Raw genomic sequence first — 15000 nt, forward strand, 5'->3', positions numbered from 1 at the left:
CGCGTCAGCGGCGGGTGCGGCGGGGTTTGTGCTGCGCGCTCGGTGCCGTGGGCGGCCCTTCCCATCCGGGGCGCGACGGCCGTAGGCCGGGCCGGGTGTCGCGGCTGCGGTAGGGCACGTAGGGGCGGGTGAGGTAACCGACCGGGGCGCTGAAGGCGTGTACGAGCCGGGTGAACGGCCAGAACGCGAACAGCGCGAACGCCGCGACGATGTGGATCTGGAAACCGACCGGGACGCCGGCCATGATCTCCGGATCCGGGCTGAGGTAGAACAGCGACCGGAACCAGGGCGAGATGGTCTCGCGGTAGTCGTAGCCGTCACCGAGCACGTTGGCCCGGAGCGTGCTCCACAGGCCGACGATGATGACGGCGGCGAGCACGGCGTACATCGCCTTGTCGTTCTTGGTGGTGGCGGCGAAGACCGGCCCGGTGAGGCGGCGGCGGGCGATGAGGATCGCCATGCCGATCAGCGTGCAGAAGCCGGCGACGGTGCCGATGAACACGGCCATCAGGTGATAGGTGTGCTCGGTGATGCCGACGGCCTCGGTCCACGACTTGGGCATCAGCAGCCCGCCGATATGCCCGATCAGGACCATCAGGATGCCGAAGTGGAACATCGGGCTGCCCCAGCGCAGCACCGCCGACTCGTACAGCTGCGACGAGCGGGTCGTCCAGCCGAACTTGTCGTATCGGTAACGCCAGATCAACCCACCCACCATGATCGCGATGGCGAGGTAGGGGTAGACCACCCACAGCAGGACGTTCACCGGCGACCTCCGGTGGTGTCGACGAGTCCGAACGGTTCGAGGCCCACCTGTTCGGTGGGCGGGCCCGTGCGGGCGAGCTGGGCGGCGGCTCTCACCTCCGCCGGTCCGGCGGCGGGCAGCACCGCGCGCACCGCCTCCACCGCATGCCGGTAGACCGACTTCTCCCTGGCCAGCGACTCGGTGAGCAGGTCCAGGCCGACCCGGTTGTCACGCAGCAGCCGCCACCCTGCGCCGTCGACGGCGGCCAGATCGAGCACCGCGGGCAGGTAGTCGGGCAGTTCGCCGTCGATCACCTCCACGCCCGCAGCCTTGTAGGCGGCGGTGAATCCCACCAGGGCCTCACCGCGCTTGCGGGTGTCGCCGCAGGTGTAGTAGGTCAGGTGCAGCGCGCACCGGCGGCGGAAGTCGAACAGTTCCACATACTCCGCGGCGAGCCGGGTGGGGTCACCGTCGCGGCGGTGCACGGCTACCGGACGCAGGTGCCGGGCCACGGTGTCGGGCAGTTCGTCGAGGGCCGCGAGCAGCGTCGGCAGCACGTCGAGGGTGTCGGTGTCGGGATAGCGCAACAGCAGCGAGGCGGCCCGGGCCGCGGCGGCCCGCCAGAGGGGTGTGGTGGTCATCGTGCGCTCCCGTCGGTGTCGATCACACCGGGCTCGTCGATGCCCGCGCCACCGGCCGACGTGTCCCGGCGGGGCGGGAAGAGACCGGCGGGCCGGCCCTTGCCGTCCCAGTTGAGCAGGTTGACCCGGCGCGGTTCGTCGCCCGGGTCGGTGAAGCTGTCCGAGGTCTGGCGTTCCCGCAGCATGTGGAAGGTCTCGACCTGGATCGGCGCGGGGGTGCCGGACGACTCACCGAAGGGGCCTTGCCCGTACGGGCCACCGCCACCCATCCCGGGCCCACCCTCGTAGTCGAGGCTGCACTCGGTGCCGAGCTGTTCCAGACGGTGCGCGTCCTCGGCGTGGGCGGCCGGAATGACGTAACGCTCGTCGTACTTGGCGATGGCCAGCAGACGGTACATGTCGTCCATCTGCGCACCGGTCATGCCGACGGCGGCGGCGAGGGACTCGTCGCGGGGCTCCCCGAGGTTGATCCGGCGCTGGTAGGCGCGCATGGCGGCGAGGCGGTTGAGCACCGCCCGCACCGGGGCGGTGTCGCCGGCGGTGAACAGCCCGGCCAGGTACTCCAGCGGGATGCGCAGCGCGTCGACGGCGCCGAACAGGTTACCCATGTCCTCGCCGTCGTGGCCGGTGTCGCGCAGCACGTCGACGACCGGGGACAGCGGCGGGATGTACCAGACCATCGGCATGGTCCGGTACTCCGGGTGCAGCGGCAGGGCCACCTCGTAGCGCATGATCAGATCCCAGATCGGGGATCGTTGCGCCGCCTCGATCCAGTCGTCGGGGATGTCCGCCTGCCGGGCGGCGGCCACGACGGCGGGGTCGTGCGGGTCGAGGAAGACCGAGCGTTGGGCGGCGTACAGGTCGTGTTCGTCCTTGACCGCTGCGGCGGCCGCCACGGCATCGGCGTCGTAGAGCATCAGGCCGAGGTAGCGCAGCCGCCCGACGCACGTCTCGGAGCAGATGGTGGGCTGGCCGATCTCGATACGCGGGAAGCAGAACGTGCACTTCTCCGCCTTGCCGGTGCGGTGGTTGAAGTACACCTTCTTGTAGGGGCAGCCGGTGACGCACATCCGCCAGCCCCGGCACCGGTCCTGGTCGACCAGGACGATGCCGTCCTCGCTGCGTTTGTAGATTGCCCCGGACGGGCAGGACGCGGCGCAGGACGGGTTGAGGCAGTGCTCGCAGATGCGCGGCAGGAAGAACAGGAAGGCGTTCTCGTACTCTTCCCGGACCCGGTCGGACACCTGCCGCAGCACCGGGTCACCTGCGGCGATCTCGTTGCCGCCCGCGAGGGAGTCGTCCCAGTTCGCACTCCACCTGATCTTCGTGTCCTCGCCGGTCAACAGCGACTTCGGTCGGGCCACCGGGATGTCGTCGCCGGCCGGCGCGGTCAGCAGGTGCTCGTAGTCGTACGTCCAGGGCTCGTAGTAGTCCTGCATCGACGGCAGCTTCGGGTTGGCGAAGATGCTGAACAGCTTCTTCACCCGCCCGCCGGATCGGGGCTTGAGCCGCCCGGAGCGGGTCCGCACCCACCCGCCCTGCCACTGCTGCTGATCCTCGTAGGTGCGCGGATAGCCCTGCCCGGGCCGGGACTCGACGTTGTTGAACCAGACGTACTCCACCCCGGACCGGTTGGTCCACGCCTGCTTGCACGTCACCGAGCAGGTGTGGCAGCCGATGCACTTGTCGAGGTTCATCACCATCGCCATCTGCGCCATCACCCGCATCAGTACTGCACCTCCTGGGAACGGCGGCGGATCACGGTGACCTCGTCGCGCTGGTTGCCGGTGGGACCGAGGTAGTTGAACGCGAACGACAGCTGGGCGTACCCGCCGATCAGGTGGGTGGGTTTGACAAGCAGTCGGGTCAGCGAGTTGTGGATGCCCCCGCGGCGACCGGTCCGCTCGGTCTTCGGCACGTCGATGACCCGCTCCTGGGCGTGGTACATGTACACCGTGCCCTCGGGCATCTTGTGCGTCACCACGGCGCGGCACACGACCACACCGTTGCGGTTGACCGCCTCGATCCAGTCGTTGTCGCGTACGCCGACCTTCGCCGCGTCGGCCTCGCTCATCCACATCGTCGGACCACCCCGCGACAGCGTCAGCATGAGCAGGTTGTCCTGGTACTCGGAGTGGATGGACCACTTCGAGTGCGGGGTCAGGTACCGCAGGGTGATCTCCAGCTCGCCGTGCGGGCCGAGCCGAGGCTCGCCGAACAGCCGGTGCATGTCCAGCGGCGGCCGGAAGATCGGCAGGGACTCACCGGCCTCGTGCATCCAGTCGTGGTCGAGGAAGAAGTGCTGCCGGCCGGTGAGCGTGTGCCACGGCTTGCGCCGCTCGGTGTTGATGGTGAACGGCGAGTACCGCCGACCGCCGTGCTCACTGCCGGACCACTCCGGGCTGGTGATCACCGGCACCGGCCGCGACTGGGTGTCGGCGAAGGTGATCTGCTTGCCCTCGTGCTCGGCGGCCAGGTCGGCCAGCACCACGCCGGTACGCTTCTCCACGTCGTGGAATCCGGCCGTGGCCACCCTGCCGTTGGTGGTGCCGGACAACGCGAGGATCGCCTCGCACGCGTGCACGTCCCGGGCCAGCGACGGACGGCCGTCGGCGACGCCGCCGCGCACCGTGCCGTTCTTGCGACGCAGGTACTCGATCTCGGGGGTCACGTCGGTGTGCACGCCCTTGCCGGTGGTGCCGAGCGTGTCCAGCAGCGGACCCAGGGCGGCGAGCTTGTCGGCGACGGCGGCGTAGTCGCGTTCGACGATCACGAGCTTCGGCATGGTGCGGCCGGGCACCGGCATCTCACCGGTACGGGCCCAGTCCCGCACCACCCCGTGCGGGGTGGCCATGGCGTCCGGGGTGTCGTGCAGCAGCGGCGCCGCCACGATGTCCTTGCGTACGCCCAGGTAGGGACCGGCCATGGCGGAGAAGGCGCGGGCGATGCCGTGGAAGGCGTCGAAGTCGGTGCGGGTCTGCCAGGGCGGGTTGATCGCCGGGGTGAACGCGTGCACGAACGGGTGCATGTCGGTGCTGTTGAGGTCGTGCTTCTCGTACCAGGTCGCCGCCGGCAGGACCACGTCGGAGAAGAGCGTCGTGGACGTCATCCGGAAGTCCAGGCTCAGCAGCAGGTCCAGCTTCCCCTCCGGCGCCTCGTCCGGCCAGACCACGTCCTGCGGCCGCAGGCCCGGCTCGGCCTCGGTGGCACGCAGGTTGGAGTCGGTGCCGAGCAGGTGGCGCAGGAAGTACTCGTTGCCCTTCGCCGAGGAGCCGAGCAGGTTCGCCCGCCACACCGTCAGCACCCGCGGCCAGTTCTGCGGCGCGTCCGGATCGGTGCAGGCGAACTTGAGCCGCCCCTCGTGCAGGGACCTCGCGACGTACCCGGCCGGGTCGTCGGGTTGCGCGGCCAACGCCTCGTCGGCCAGGTCGAGCGGGCTGCGGTCGAACGTCGGCATCGACGGCATCCAACCCAGCCGCGCCGACTGGGCCAACAGGTCCATCGTGTGCTTGCCGTCGAACAGGCCGGTGCCGGTCGGCGAGGACACCGTGTCGGCGGAGTACGTGTCGTAACGCCACTGGTCGGTGTGGACGTACCAGAAGGCGGTACCGATCATCTGCCGCGGCGGGCGCACCCAGTCCAGCCCGAACGCAAGGTTGGCCCAGCCGGTCACCGGGCGGCACTTCTCCTGCCCCACGTAGTGCGCCCAGCCACCACCGTTCACCCCCTGGCAGCCGGTGAGCGTCACCAGCGCGAGGATCGCCCGGTAGGTGGTGTCCGAGTGGAACCAGTGGTTCGTGCCCGCACCGAGCAGGATCATCGACCGGCCGCCGGAACGCTCGGCGTTGTCGGCGAACTCCCGCGCCACCCGGGCCACCTGCGCCGCCGGCACACCGGTGATCGGCTCCTGCCACGCCGGGGTGTACGGCACCTCGGCGTCGTCGTAGCCGGCCGGCCACTGCCCCGGCAGACCGTCACGGGCCACCCCGTACTGCGCCAGCAGGAGGTCGTAGACGCTTGTGACGAGCTTGCCCGCCACCGTGCGGGTGGGCACGCCGCGACGCAGCACCTGTGGCGTGTCGGTGTCGAAGCGCGGCAGTGCCACCTCCACCGCGTCGCCCGCCCCCAGGCAGGTCAACGCCGGTTGCAGGTCACCCAGGTCGAGATTCCACTGGCCGGCCTGCTCCTGCCAGCGGTGCCCCAGCGAGCCGCGCGGCACCGCGACCTCGTCGGTCACCGAGTCCCACAGCACCGGCTTGAACGCGTCCTCCGTGCCCTGCCCGCCGAGGTCGGCCGCGGTGAGGAACTTCCCCGGCCGGTACGACCCGTCGGCGGCCTGCTCGAGCGTGATGAGGAACGGCAGGTCGGTGAAGGTGCGGACGTAGTCGACGAAGCGGGGGGTGCGCCGGTCGACGAAGAACTCCTTGAGCATCACGTGGCCCATCGCCATGGCCAGCGCGCCGTCGGTGCCCGGCTGGGCGGGCATCCACTCGTCGGCGAACTTGACGTTGTCGGCGAAGTCCGGGCTGACCACGATCACCTTCTGGCCGCGGTAGCGGGCCTCGGCCATCCAGTGGGCGTCCGGCGTACGGGTGACCGGGACGTTGGAGCCCCACATGACGAAGTAGGAGGCGTCCCACCAGTCGCCGGACTCGGGCACGTCGGTCTGGTCGCCGAACACCTGCGGCGAGGCGACCGGCAGGTCGGCGTACCAGTCGTAGAACGACAGCATGGAACCGCCGAGCAGCGACAGGAACCGCGCGCCGGTCGCGTGGGACACCATCGACATGGCCGGGATCGGCGAGAAACCGGCGACCCGGTCCGGGCCGTACCGCTTGATCGTGTGCACGTGCGCGGCGGCGATCATCTCCTGCGCCTCGTCCCAGGTGACCCGGACCAGGCCGCCCTTGCCGCGGGCCCGCTGGTACCGGCGGCGCCGCTCGGGGTCACCCTGGATGTCGGCCCACGCCGCGACCGGGTCGCCGAGCCGCTGCTTGGCCTCGCGGTACATCTCCACCAGCACACCGCGCGCGTACGGATAACGCACCCGGGTGGGCGAGTACGTGTACCAGGAGAACGCGGCGCCGCGCGGGCAGCCACGCGGCTCGTACTCCGGCCGGTCCGGCCCCACGCTGGGATAGTCGACCTGCTGTTGCTCCCAGGTGATGATGCCGTCCTTGACGTACACCTTCCACGAGCACGAGCCGGTGCAGTTGACGCCGTGGGTGGAGCGCACCACCTTGTCGTACGACCAGCGGTCGCGGTAGAACGCGTCCGCCTCACGACCGCCGATCTGATACAGGGCCCGGCCGTCCGGCGACACCTCCGCCCGGCGGACCAGCCCTCCGACCGCCAACAGTGCCCGACTCGCGTGCTCCCCAGTGCCCGCCATGCGCCTCATTCCCTCGGTCGTGACCTTGATCCCACGTTCGTATCTCTGCCGCCTCGCCGCAACCCCGAACCTGGGACCGCGGACCATCACTTCGTGATGTCGGCGCCCGCCGCCCGGGCCAAAGGTCCCGATGCGGCATGGTGGACCGGATTCGCCGCACCGAGGCCCGGTGATCGCCGCCGGCCGTTGACAGTCGATGGCCGCAGCTTGGTGGTGGGTGGCGTCGCCAACCCCGACCATGTCGTGTTCCACCGCTCGGCTACCTGCCGGTGAGGCGGTCCCAGGCCGGAATCGGCAGGGCGATGACCGCGGCCGGGAACAGGCCGTGCTCCTCGTTGTCGATGTGTCGGCGCAATCGGTCCAAGGCGGCCAGCACCGTCGGCCAGTCCGGCGCCGCGCGGTCGAAGGTACCGAGGACGCCGTGGATGTCGTCGTGCTCGTCGCACAACCGGTCCACGGCTTCGGTGAGGCTGCCCTCGGCGCGCAGCTCGACGAACAGGCCACGTTCCTCGGTGTCGGTGTGCGGCATCAGCAGCGCGAGCAGCTCGTCGAGGAGGGCGACGGCGTCAGCCCCGCCGGAGGTGATCGCCGTCCGGAGCCGCCCCGCGGCGTTCGCGATCGCCTCGTGCTCGACGCTCAGTTGACCGATCAACGGAAACTCCCGGCAACCGCAGTAGTTGCACATGATCGATCTCCTGACGGTGATGTGGTGATACATCCAGCTTGCCCCGGTAGAAACTCGGGCGAGTAGGGCCGTTGGGCCCGTGCCGCGGCAGGGGCCGCCGGCCGCGACGTCGATCGGTGCCGCGGCCGGCGGGGCGGTTGTGTGCCCCACCCCGGCGTCGGCCATCGACACGCTCAGGCCGCGACGGACAGCCGGTGCAGGCGGATCTGCCAGACGTCCGGACCGTCCTGCAACCACTCGGCGGTCACCTGCCCGACGAAATGGGAATCGATCTCGGCCAGCAGGGGCCGGGGCGCATGCGGGGCGACCAGAACCAGCGCGGCGTCGGCGGGCAGGGCGTCGATGGCGGCGAGAACTCGGGCGTGGCGCTCCCCGTGGGGCAGATCCCGCACGTCGAGCCGGGGATCGATGCTCAGCAGCGGAGCATCCACCTCCACGCTGGCGGCATCGCCGCCGCAGCCGCAGCCACCGCCACCGCCGCCGCAGCCACCCGGCGACGAGCCGGTCTCGGCGCCGATGAGTTCGTGCATGCCGTCGAGCAGCCCGGCCAGGGACAACGATTCGTCGGCGACCAGCAGGGGCACCACAAGGTCGTTCTCCTTGGCCAGGTGGGTGGCGAACACCGCCTGCAACGCGCGGGCCGTCGCCGCCGCCGTCGTCGGGGAGGCGGTCGCCGTCAGCTCGGTGACCAGTGCCGTGATGGCGCGATGCTCGCCGAGCATTCCCTGCACCAGCAGCTCGCCCGCCGGCAGACCGGCAGCGGCCGGATACAGGCCCGCCTCCTCGGCGTACGCGTGTGGCAGCAGCTCGCCGTGCAACCAGGCCACCAACTCGTCGCGGCGCAACCACACCTGCTCGGTGACACCGGCATCGACGGCATCGACCAGGCGCGTCACGTGGTTGGTCAGCGCTGCGGACAGCTCGCTGTGGTGACGGACCACCGCACGCGCGGCCCGCTCGTCGGCGACACGATTCAGCTGTGACATGAGACCCTCCGAGGGTTTCTACGTCGTTTGACGTTGTAACGTTATGCATCGTGGAAACTCCGCGTAAAGGCCCCAGCGGGGAGACGATCGACACTCCTCGTCACCGTGCTCTGGGTTCGACCAGCCGGGTGTCGATCCTGCGGCTGGTACGGGCCGCCGAGGGCGGTGTCACCGCCGCCGAGGTGGCCGCCCGCACCGGGCAGCACCTGTCCACCACCCGTGCCCACCTGGACCGGCTCACCAAGGCCGGGCTCCTGGTCAAGGCCCGCGCCAGCGGCGGCCTGCCGGGTCGTCCGGCGTGGCGGTACCGGGCGGCGGCGGCCGATCCCGCCCCGGCCACCTACCGGGACCTGGCGGCTGCCCTGCTGGGACACCTGTCCCGCAGCGGCGGCGACGTCAAGGCCACCGCAGCCCAGGTGGGCCAGGACTGGGGCCGACAGTTGGCCGCCGCGGCACCGCCTGGCGACGACCCGGTGGACACCGTCCTGGCGGTCCTGAACGGCCTGGGTTTCAGCCCGCGACGCCAGCCCACCACCGACGACGGTGCCGGAATGGAAGTACACCTGCTGACCTGCCCGTTCCTGGAACTGGTGGGCCAGAACCCCGACGCGATGTGCGGCCTGCACCTCGGCGTCGTCCGGGGAGCCCTGCGGCACGACGACGCGCCGGACGCGCCGGTGGTGCTGGAGCCCTTCGGCGCCCCCGCCGCGTGCGTCGTGAGACTGCCCGCGACGAGGCGAACGGCCGGGTAACGGTCGTGAGCCTCCCCGCCTCGATGCCCGTCCGGTGGCGGCTACCCGCCCTCGCCACCGCCGCCGTCGCGCTGCTGTCCGGCCTGTACGCGGGCCTGCTGCTGCTCGGCACGCCGGTTCCCACCCCGCCGGTCGCGGTGGACCAGGTGCACGGACCGCTGATGGTCCTCGGTTTCGTCGGCACGCTGATCGCGCTGGAACGCGCGGTCGCACTCGGCGCGCGCTGGGCGCTGCTCGCCCCCACCTGTTCCGGGCTCGGCGGTCTCGCGCTGGTCGCCACCGGACCGAGCCTGGCCGGCAAGGCGCTGCTCATGTCCGCGTCGGTGGTCCTGCTCGGGATCTACCGGGCGCTGTGGCGCCGCCAACCCAGCGCCGCTCTGCTCGCCCAGGCCACCGGCGCGTTCGCCTGGTACGCGGCCACACTGCTGTGGCTGGCCGGCTACCCGGTCGCCGAGACCGTGCCGTGGCTGGCCACCTTCGTCGTGGCCACCATCGCCGGCGAACGCCTTGAGCTGGCGCACGTCGCACTGCACCACCCGTACGCCGAGCGGTGGTTCCTCACCGCGCTGGCCGCCCTGCTGGCCGGAGCCACGGCGACCACGCTGTGGCCGATGACCGGCCCCCATCTGCTGGGTGCGGGCGTCCTCGCCGTCACGGCCTGGCTCGCCGTCTTCGACGTCGCCCGCCACACCGTCCGGGCGCGGGCCCTCCCCCGCTACGTCGCCGTGGGTCTGCTGTCCGGTTACGGGTGGCTGGCCCTGGCCGGCGTGCTGTGGGCCGGTGCCGGACCGGCGACCGACGGCCCCCGGTACGACGCCACGCTGCACGCGGTCTTCCTCGGCTTCGTCATGTCCATGATCTTCGTCCACGCGCCGGTGATCCTGCCCGCGGTGCTGCGCCGGCCCCTGCCGTACCACCGGATGCTCTATCCGCCCCTCGCCGTGCTGCACGCCTCGCTGCTGGTACGCGTCGGCCTCGGCGACGCCGCCGGCATGGCGCAGGTGTGGCGCTGGGCCGGAGTCGCCAACGTGGCCGCCGTGCTCGGCTTCGCCGGCTGCGCCGTCACCCTGTCACTACGACACGGAAGGTTGTCACCGACGCCGACGCCGATCCGGCACCGCATCCCGGCGGGTGTGTCGTGAGCACCATCGTGGCCGGCGATCAGGCTCCAGCCAGCGGCAGCGGCCCCACCGGCCGCGCGACCTGGCACCGCCGCGCCGGCATGCTGCCCCTGGCGTACCTGGTCGCACTCGTCGCCGTCGCGCTCACCCACCCGGTCCTGCCGGCCTGGCGGTGGCTCGGCATGCACCTGCTGCTGCTCGGTGTCGCCACCAACGCCATCGTCATCTGGAGCGCCCACTTCACCAGCGCCGTGCTGCGCTGCCCACCACCGGCCAGCCGCCACGGCGACGGCATCCGGCTCACCGTGCTCAACCTCGGCGTGGCCGGAGTGCTCGCCAGCGGTGTCGTCGACCAGCCGTGGATCGGCGTCGTCGGCGCCGGCCTGGTGTTCGCCGCGGTCGCGGCACACCTGGTGTGGCTGGTCGCGCGGCTGCGCGCGGCGCTGCCCGCCCGCTTCGCCGTCACGGTGCACCACTACCTGGCCGCCACCGGTGCCCTGCTGGTCGGGATCCCGGTCGGCGCCTGGATGCTCGTCGTCGACGACGACAGCCGGCCACGACTGCTGCTGTTCCACGCGCACGTCAACCTGCTGGGCTGGGTGACGTTGACCGTGCTGGGCACCCTGCTCACCCTGTGGCCGACAGTGCTGCGTACCCGCATGGCCGACGGTGCCGCCACCGCGGCCCGGCGAGGGTTGCCGGTCGCGGTCGCCGGACTCACGGCTGTCAGCACCGGCGTGTTGGCCTGGTGGCCGCTGCTGGCCGTCGGTGGGCTGGCGCTGACCGCCACGGCCGTCCTGCTCACCGCGGTGCCGGCCGCACAGGCCGCCCGGCGCAAGACCCCAGCCTCATTCCCGAGCTGGTCCATCACGGCCGCCGCCGGTTGGCTGGTCGTCGCGCTCGGCGTCGACGCCTGGACGCTGCTGTCCGCGTCCGACCCCGCCGTGGCGGCAGATCGCTTCGGTGCCGTGCTCGTGCCGTTCCTCATCGGCTTCGTCGGCCAGGTTCTCCTCGGTGCCCTGGCGTACCTGCTGCCCGTGGCGCTCGGTGGCGGACCGGCCCTGGTACGCGAGCGCACCGAACGGCTCGACCGTCACTGGCCGCAGCGCGTCGCCACGACCAACGCCGCCCTGGCGGTCTTCGTCCTGGCGGTACCCCCCTACGTACGGATCACCACCTCGCTGCTCCTGCTCGCCGCCCTGCTGCAGTTCCTCGTGCCCGCCGTGCACGTCCTGCTCGCCTCCCGGAGACAACCGTGACACCACCTGTCGCCACCCCCCCACCGGCGCGCCCGCTCGGCGGCGTGGCGGTCGGGCTCGCCCTGGTCCTGCTGGCCGTCCTGGTCGGCGTGGCCGCCGAACGCGCCACCGCACCAGCCACCAACACCGCTGCGGCGGCCGGCGTGGCACCCACCGGGCGGACCACCACCGTGGCCGTCACCGCCGACGGCATGCGTTTCCAACCCGACCGCATCACCGTTCCCGCCGGGGACCGGCTGGTCATCGAACTGACCAACAGCGATCAACGCCGCCACGATCTCGTCCTGGCGACCGGCGCCAAGACCGCCATCCTCGCCCGCAACGGCACCACCCGCCTGGACGCCGGCATCATCGGCGCCACCGTCGAGGGATGGTGCTCGCTGCCCGGGCACCGCCGGGCCGGCATGACCCTGACCATCACCACGGCGACACCGACCGGGACCGACAGTCACGCCCAGCACGCCGCACCGACCACGGATCCGGCGCCCGCACCGGTCATCGACGCGATGGCGGAGCCTCCGGCCGGCTTCACCGCCCGCGACGCCACCGCCCCGCCGGTCCCGACCGGCCGGGTCCACCGCGTCGAGCTGCGCGTGCGGGAGGTCGTGCGGGAGGTCGCACCCGGCGTACGGCAGCAACTGTGGACGTTCAACGGAACGTCGCCCGGGCCGGTGCTGCGCGGCCGCGTCGGCGACACCTTCGACGTCACCCTCGTCAACGACGGCACCATCGACCACGGCGTCGACTTCCACGCCGGTGCCCTCGCCCCCGACCGACCCATGCGGCCGATCGACCCCGGCGAGCGGCTCACCTACCGGTTCACCGCCACCAAGGCTGGCATCTGGATGTACCACTGCTCGACGATGCCGATGCTGCACCACATCGGCAACGGCATGTACGGCGCGGTCATCATCGACCCGCCCGACCTGCCCGCCGTCGACCACGAATACGTGCTCGTGCAGTCCGAGTTCCACCTCGGCCCCGACAGTCAACCCGGCGACCTGGCCAAGATGCAGGCCGAACGACCCGACGCGGTGGTCTTCAACGGCTACGTCTCCCAGTACGCGCACCGGCCGTTGACCGCCGGGGCCGGCGACCGGATCCGCATCTGGCTGCTCAACGCCGGCCCGAACCGCTCCAGCGCCTTCCACGTCGTCGGCGCCCAGTTCGACACCGTCTACGCCGAGGGCGGCTGGCGACTGCGGCCGGACGACCCCGGGGCGGCCCAGGTGCTCGACCTCGCGCCCGCCGCCGGCGGCTTCGTCGAGACCGTCCTGCCCGAACCGGGGCGGTTCCCCTTCGTCACCCATGCCATGGTCGACGCCGAACGCGGCGCCCGCGGCGTGATCGAGGTGCGGTGACCACGCCCATGACCACTCCCGTACGCCGCACCGCCAGGTCCACCGCCGTCCGGCCGCGGCCCCGCAGGCTCCGAAAGTTCGTCCCGCCTCAGCACGGTGCCTGGGCGATGCTGCTCGTACCGTGGCTCGCCGCGGTCCTCACCGTCGGACTTCACTGGCCGCACCTGCCCCTGCTCGGTGCCTGGCTCACCGGCTACCTGCTCAGCTACTACCTGCTGCAAGCCGTCAAGACGCGCCGGCCCGGCCGGGTACGCGCCCAGCTGTGGACCTACGGCGTCCCGACCGCACTGCTGGGCGGCCTCGTCCTGCTGCTCCGCCCGGAACTGCTCTGGTACGCCCCCGCCTACACCGCCCTGCTGGCCGTCAACGTCGTGCACGCGCGACGGCGGGCCGAACGTGCCCTCGGCAACGACATCGCCTCCGTCGCGCAGAGCTGCCTCATGGTCTTCGTCGTCGCCACCGCCGCCGGTCAGCCTCTCGACACGGTCGTCACCGCGTTCCTCGCCGTCGCCGCCTACTTCACCGGCACCGTGCTGTACGTCAAGACGATGATCCGCGAACGCGGCAACACCACCTACCACCGAGCCTCGGTCGGCTATCACATCGGCGCGGTCGTCCTTGCCGCCTGGCTGAGTCTCCCCCTGCTCGGCGTGTTCCTGCTTCTCCTCGTCCGCGCCGCCGTCCTACCCCGACGCCGGCTCACCCCGAAACACGTCGGCCTCATCGAGATCCTCGCCAGCATCCTCGTGCTGATCGCCAGCACGAGCTGAACCGACGATCATGCCGGCATCCGGCGATGACTTCCCGCCCGACCGCCGTACCGCCGGCAACCCCGCACACCCGGCGTGACACAGTCGATGCGGAGAGACAGATCCACACCGGATCGCCTACACTGCCGATGCACTGCGAATCGTCGATCGTTGCCAGCGGGTGTGCCGAAAGACATCCCAGGAGCTTGAATGCCAAGCAGCAGTCTTCAGGGACTGACCGGACCAGGCGGACACCTCGGCCGACGACCGGCTCTCTCCTCGACCAACGGTGAAAGAATCTTGCGACCACACCTCGGCCGGCCCGCGTCACCGTGGCTGGTCAAGATGACACCCGCTGCCGCGGATCCCCGGGCGAGCCTGGTCATCTGCCCGCACGCGGGCGGATCGGCCGCCGCCTACCTCAAGCTCGTCCGGGCGTACCCGTCGTGGCTGGCGACGATGGTCGTGCAGTATCCGGGGCGGGCGCAACGGATCCAGGAGCCTTACGCCCGCTCGATCGGCGAGCTTGCGGCGAACACGGCGGCGGCGATCCTGACCTGTGTCGACGGTCCGATCGTGCTTCTCGGTCACAGCCTGGGTTCCCTCGTCGCCCTGGAGACCGCCCGCATCCTGGCGGCGGAAGGGCGAGAACCTGTGGCGCTCTACCTGTCGGGGCGGGGTGACCCGTCGGCGCCGCCCAAGGGCGGACAACACCTGCTGGACGACACACAGTTGATCGAGCACATCTGCGCCCTCGGTGGCACGGACCGCCGGATCTTCGACGACGCGGCGATGCGCGCGCTCGCGTTAGAGGTGATCCGGGCCGACTACCGTGTCCTGTCCGCGTACCGGTACCACCGGGGCCGGCTGCTCCACTGCCCGGTGACCGTGCTCAACGGCGCGGAGGATCCGGCGGTGCCGGTAGGCTCGGCCAACGCATGGGCCGAGGTCACCCGTGGCGCCTTCGCGCAACACGTGTTCCCAGGTGGACACTTCTTCATCCTGGACCACGTCGAGGCAGTCGCGGATCTGATGTCCTCCGGTCTGCTGTCGCAGCTACCGCCGGACCCAGCCGGCCGGGTCACCCCGGTCAACGGAACGGCACTGTGACCTCGCGATCGAAGCGGTGCGTCGGAACCTCCGGCCACGGCCACGGCCACGGCCACAGCCCGCCGAGCGAAGCGGGGGCCCACGAGCACAATCATCCATACCAATAGCTGATCACGCGCCAGAGACGCGCCACGTCGCGTCACTTCGCGCAGTTCCACTCGGTGGCCAGCGGTTTCTCTCCGAATGCCCGGGCACACCT

12 protein-coding genes are annotated in these 15000 nt (G+C 71.2%); 6 read left to right on the forward strand and 6 right to left on the reverse strand.

Annotated elements, in window-relative coordinates; genetic code table 11:
- Positions 1 to 4 precede the first annotated feature (4 nt).
- The 6 genes from narI to AB0J93_RS09695 all read right to left on the reverse strand — a co-directional run bounded on the left by narI (position 5) and on the right by AB0J93_RS09695 (position 8449).
- On the reverse strand, positions 5 to 766 hold the full coding sequence (gene narI / locus AB0J93_RS09670) for a respiratory nitrate reductase subunit gamma (RefSeq protein WP_363919991.1): 762 nt from the start codon (positions 764 to 766) through the stop codon (positions 5 to 7).
- Positions 763 to 1386: a nitrate reductase molybdenum cofactor assembly chaperone gene (gene narJ / locus AB0J93_RS09675; RefSeq protein ID WP_282238971.1), complete on the reverse strand. Its 624-nt coding sequence runs from the start codon at positions 1384 to 1386 to the stop codon at positions 763 to 765. The genes narI and narJ overlap by 4 nt, the downstream gene beginning before the upstream one ends.
- On the reverse strand, positions 1383 to 3113 hold the full coding sequence (gene narH, locus AB0J93_RS09680; protein ID WP_363919994.1) for a nitrate reductase subunit beta: 1731 nt from the start codon (positions 3111 to 3113) through the stop codon (positions 1383 to 1385). Before narH ends, narJ begins: the two co-directional genes overlap by 4 nt.
- Complete coding sequence (locus tag AB0J93_RS09685) at positions 3113 to 6778, reverse strand: nitrate reductase subunit alpha (RefSeq protein ID WP_363919996.1); 3666 nt, start codon at positions 6776 to 6778, stop codon at positions 3113 to 3115. The genes narH and AB0J93_RS09685 overlap by 1 nt, the downstream gene beginning before the upstream one ends.
- Before the next feature lie 259 nt (positions 6779 to 7037).
- On the reverse strand, positions 7038 to 7463 hold the full coding sequence (locus AB0J93_RS09690) for a hemerythrin domain-containing protein (protein WP_363919998.1): 426 nt from the start codon (positions 7461 to 7463) through the stop codon (positions 7038 to 7040).
- Between the two features lie 173 nt (positions 7464 to 7636).
- Positions 7637 to 8449 carry a DUF2249 domain-containing protein gene (locus AB0J93_RS09695; RefSeq protein WP_363920000.1) on the reverse strand — a complete coding sequence of 271 codons (813 nt, stop codon included), beginning with the start codon at positions 8447 to 8449 and terminating at the stop codon, positions 7637 to 7639.
- Positions 8450 to 8499: 50 nt separating this feature from the next.
- Between AB0J93_RS09695 and AB0J93_RS09700 the strand changes: the two genes are divergently transcribed.
- The 6 genes from AB0J93_RS09700 (at position 8500) to AB0J93_RS09725 (ending at position 14801) form a co-directional block, all read left to right on the forward strand.
- Positions 8500 to 9201 (forward strand): helix-turn-helix domain-containing protein, encoded by a 702-nt coding sequence (locus AB0J93_RS09700; RefSeq protein WP_363920002.1) that lies wholly within the window; start codon positions 8500 to 8502, stop codon positions 9199 to 9201.
- A gap of 5 nt (positions 9202 to 9206) precedes the next feature.
- The gene (locus AB0J93_RS09705) at positions 9207 to 10343 is read left to right on the forward strand and encodes a hypothetical protein (RefSeq protein WP_363920004.1); all 1137 of its coding nucleotides are present in this window, start codon (positions 9207 to 9209) and stop codon (positions 10341 to 10343) included.
- A complete protein-coding gene (locus AB0J93_RS09710; RefSeq protein ID WP_363920006.1) occupies positions 10340 to 11581 on the forward strand; it encodes a hypothetical protein in 1242 nt (413 codons plus the stop codon). Before AB0J93_RS09705 ends, AB0J93_RS09710 begins: the two co-directional genes overlap by 4 nt.
- The gene (locus AB0J93_RS09715; RefSeq protein ID WP_363920008.1) at positions 11578 to 12942 is read left to right on the forward strand and encodes a multicopper oxidase domain-containing protein; all 1365 of its coding nucleotides are present in this window, start codon (positions 11578 to 11580) and stop codon (positions 12940 to 12942) included. The genes AB0J93_RS09710 and AB0J93_RS09715 overlap by 4 nt, the downstream gene beginning before the upstream one ends.
- An 8-nt stretch (positions 12943 to 12950) precedes the next feature.
- Positions 12951 to 13712, forward strand: coding sequence for a YwiC-like family protein (locus tag AB0J93_RS09720; RefSeq protein WP_363920245.1), 762 nt, complete (start codon positions 12951 to 12953; stop codon positions 13710 to 13712).
- Between the two features lie 324 nt (positions 13713 to 14036).
- Positions 14037 to 14801 carry an alpha/beta fold hydrolase gene (locus AB0J93_RS09725; protein WP_363920010.1) on the forward strand — a complete coding sequence of 255 codons (765 nt, stop codon included), beginning with the start codon at positions 14037 to 14039 and terminating at the stop codon, positions 14799 to 14801.
- Positions 14802 to 15000 lie beyond the last annotated feature (199 nt).

It is taken from the genome of Micromonospora sp. NPDC049374, from assembly GCF_040677165.1.
GTDB lineage: Bacteria > Actinomycetota > Actinomycetes > Mycobacteriales > Micromonosporaceae > Micromonospora.

What these genes read in the sequence shown, in the direction of transcription:
- AB0J93_RS09690 (WP_363919998.1), bottom strand. Translation starts at nt 7,463, where the DNA reads ATGTGCAACTACTGCGGTTGCCGGGAGTTTCCGTTGATCGGTCAACTG.
- narJ (WP_282238971.1), bottom strand. Translation starts at nt 1,386, where the DNA reads ATGACCACCACACCCCTCTGGCGGGCCGCCGCGGCCCGGGCCGCCTCG.
- AB0J93_RS09685 (WP_363919996.1), bottom strand. Translation starts at nt 6,778, where the DNA reads ATGGCGGGCACTGGGGAGCACGCGAGTCGGGCACTGTTGGCGGTCGGA.
- AB0J93_RS09720 (WP_363920245.1), top strand. Translation starts at nt 12,951, where the DNA reads ATGACCACTCCCGTACGCCGCACCGCCAGGTCCACCGCCGTCCGGCCG.
- AB0J93_RS09695 (WP_363920000.1), bottom strand. Translation starts at nt 8,449, where the DNA reads ATGTCACAGCTGAATCGTGTCGCCGACGAGCGGGCCGCGCGTGCGGTG.
- AB0J93_RS09725 (WP_363920010.1), top strand. Translation starts at nt 14,037, where the DNA reads ATGACACCCGCTGCCGCGGATCCCCGGGCGAGCCTGGTCATCTGCCCG.
- narH (WP_363919994.1), bottom strand. Translation starts at nt 3,113, where the DNA reads ATGCGGGTGATGGCGCAGATGGCGATGGTGATGAACCTCGACAAGTGC.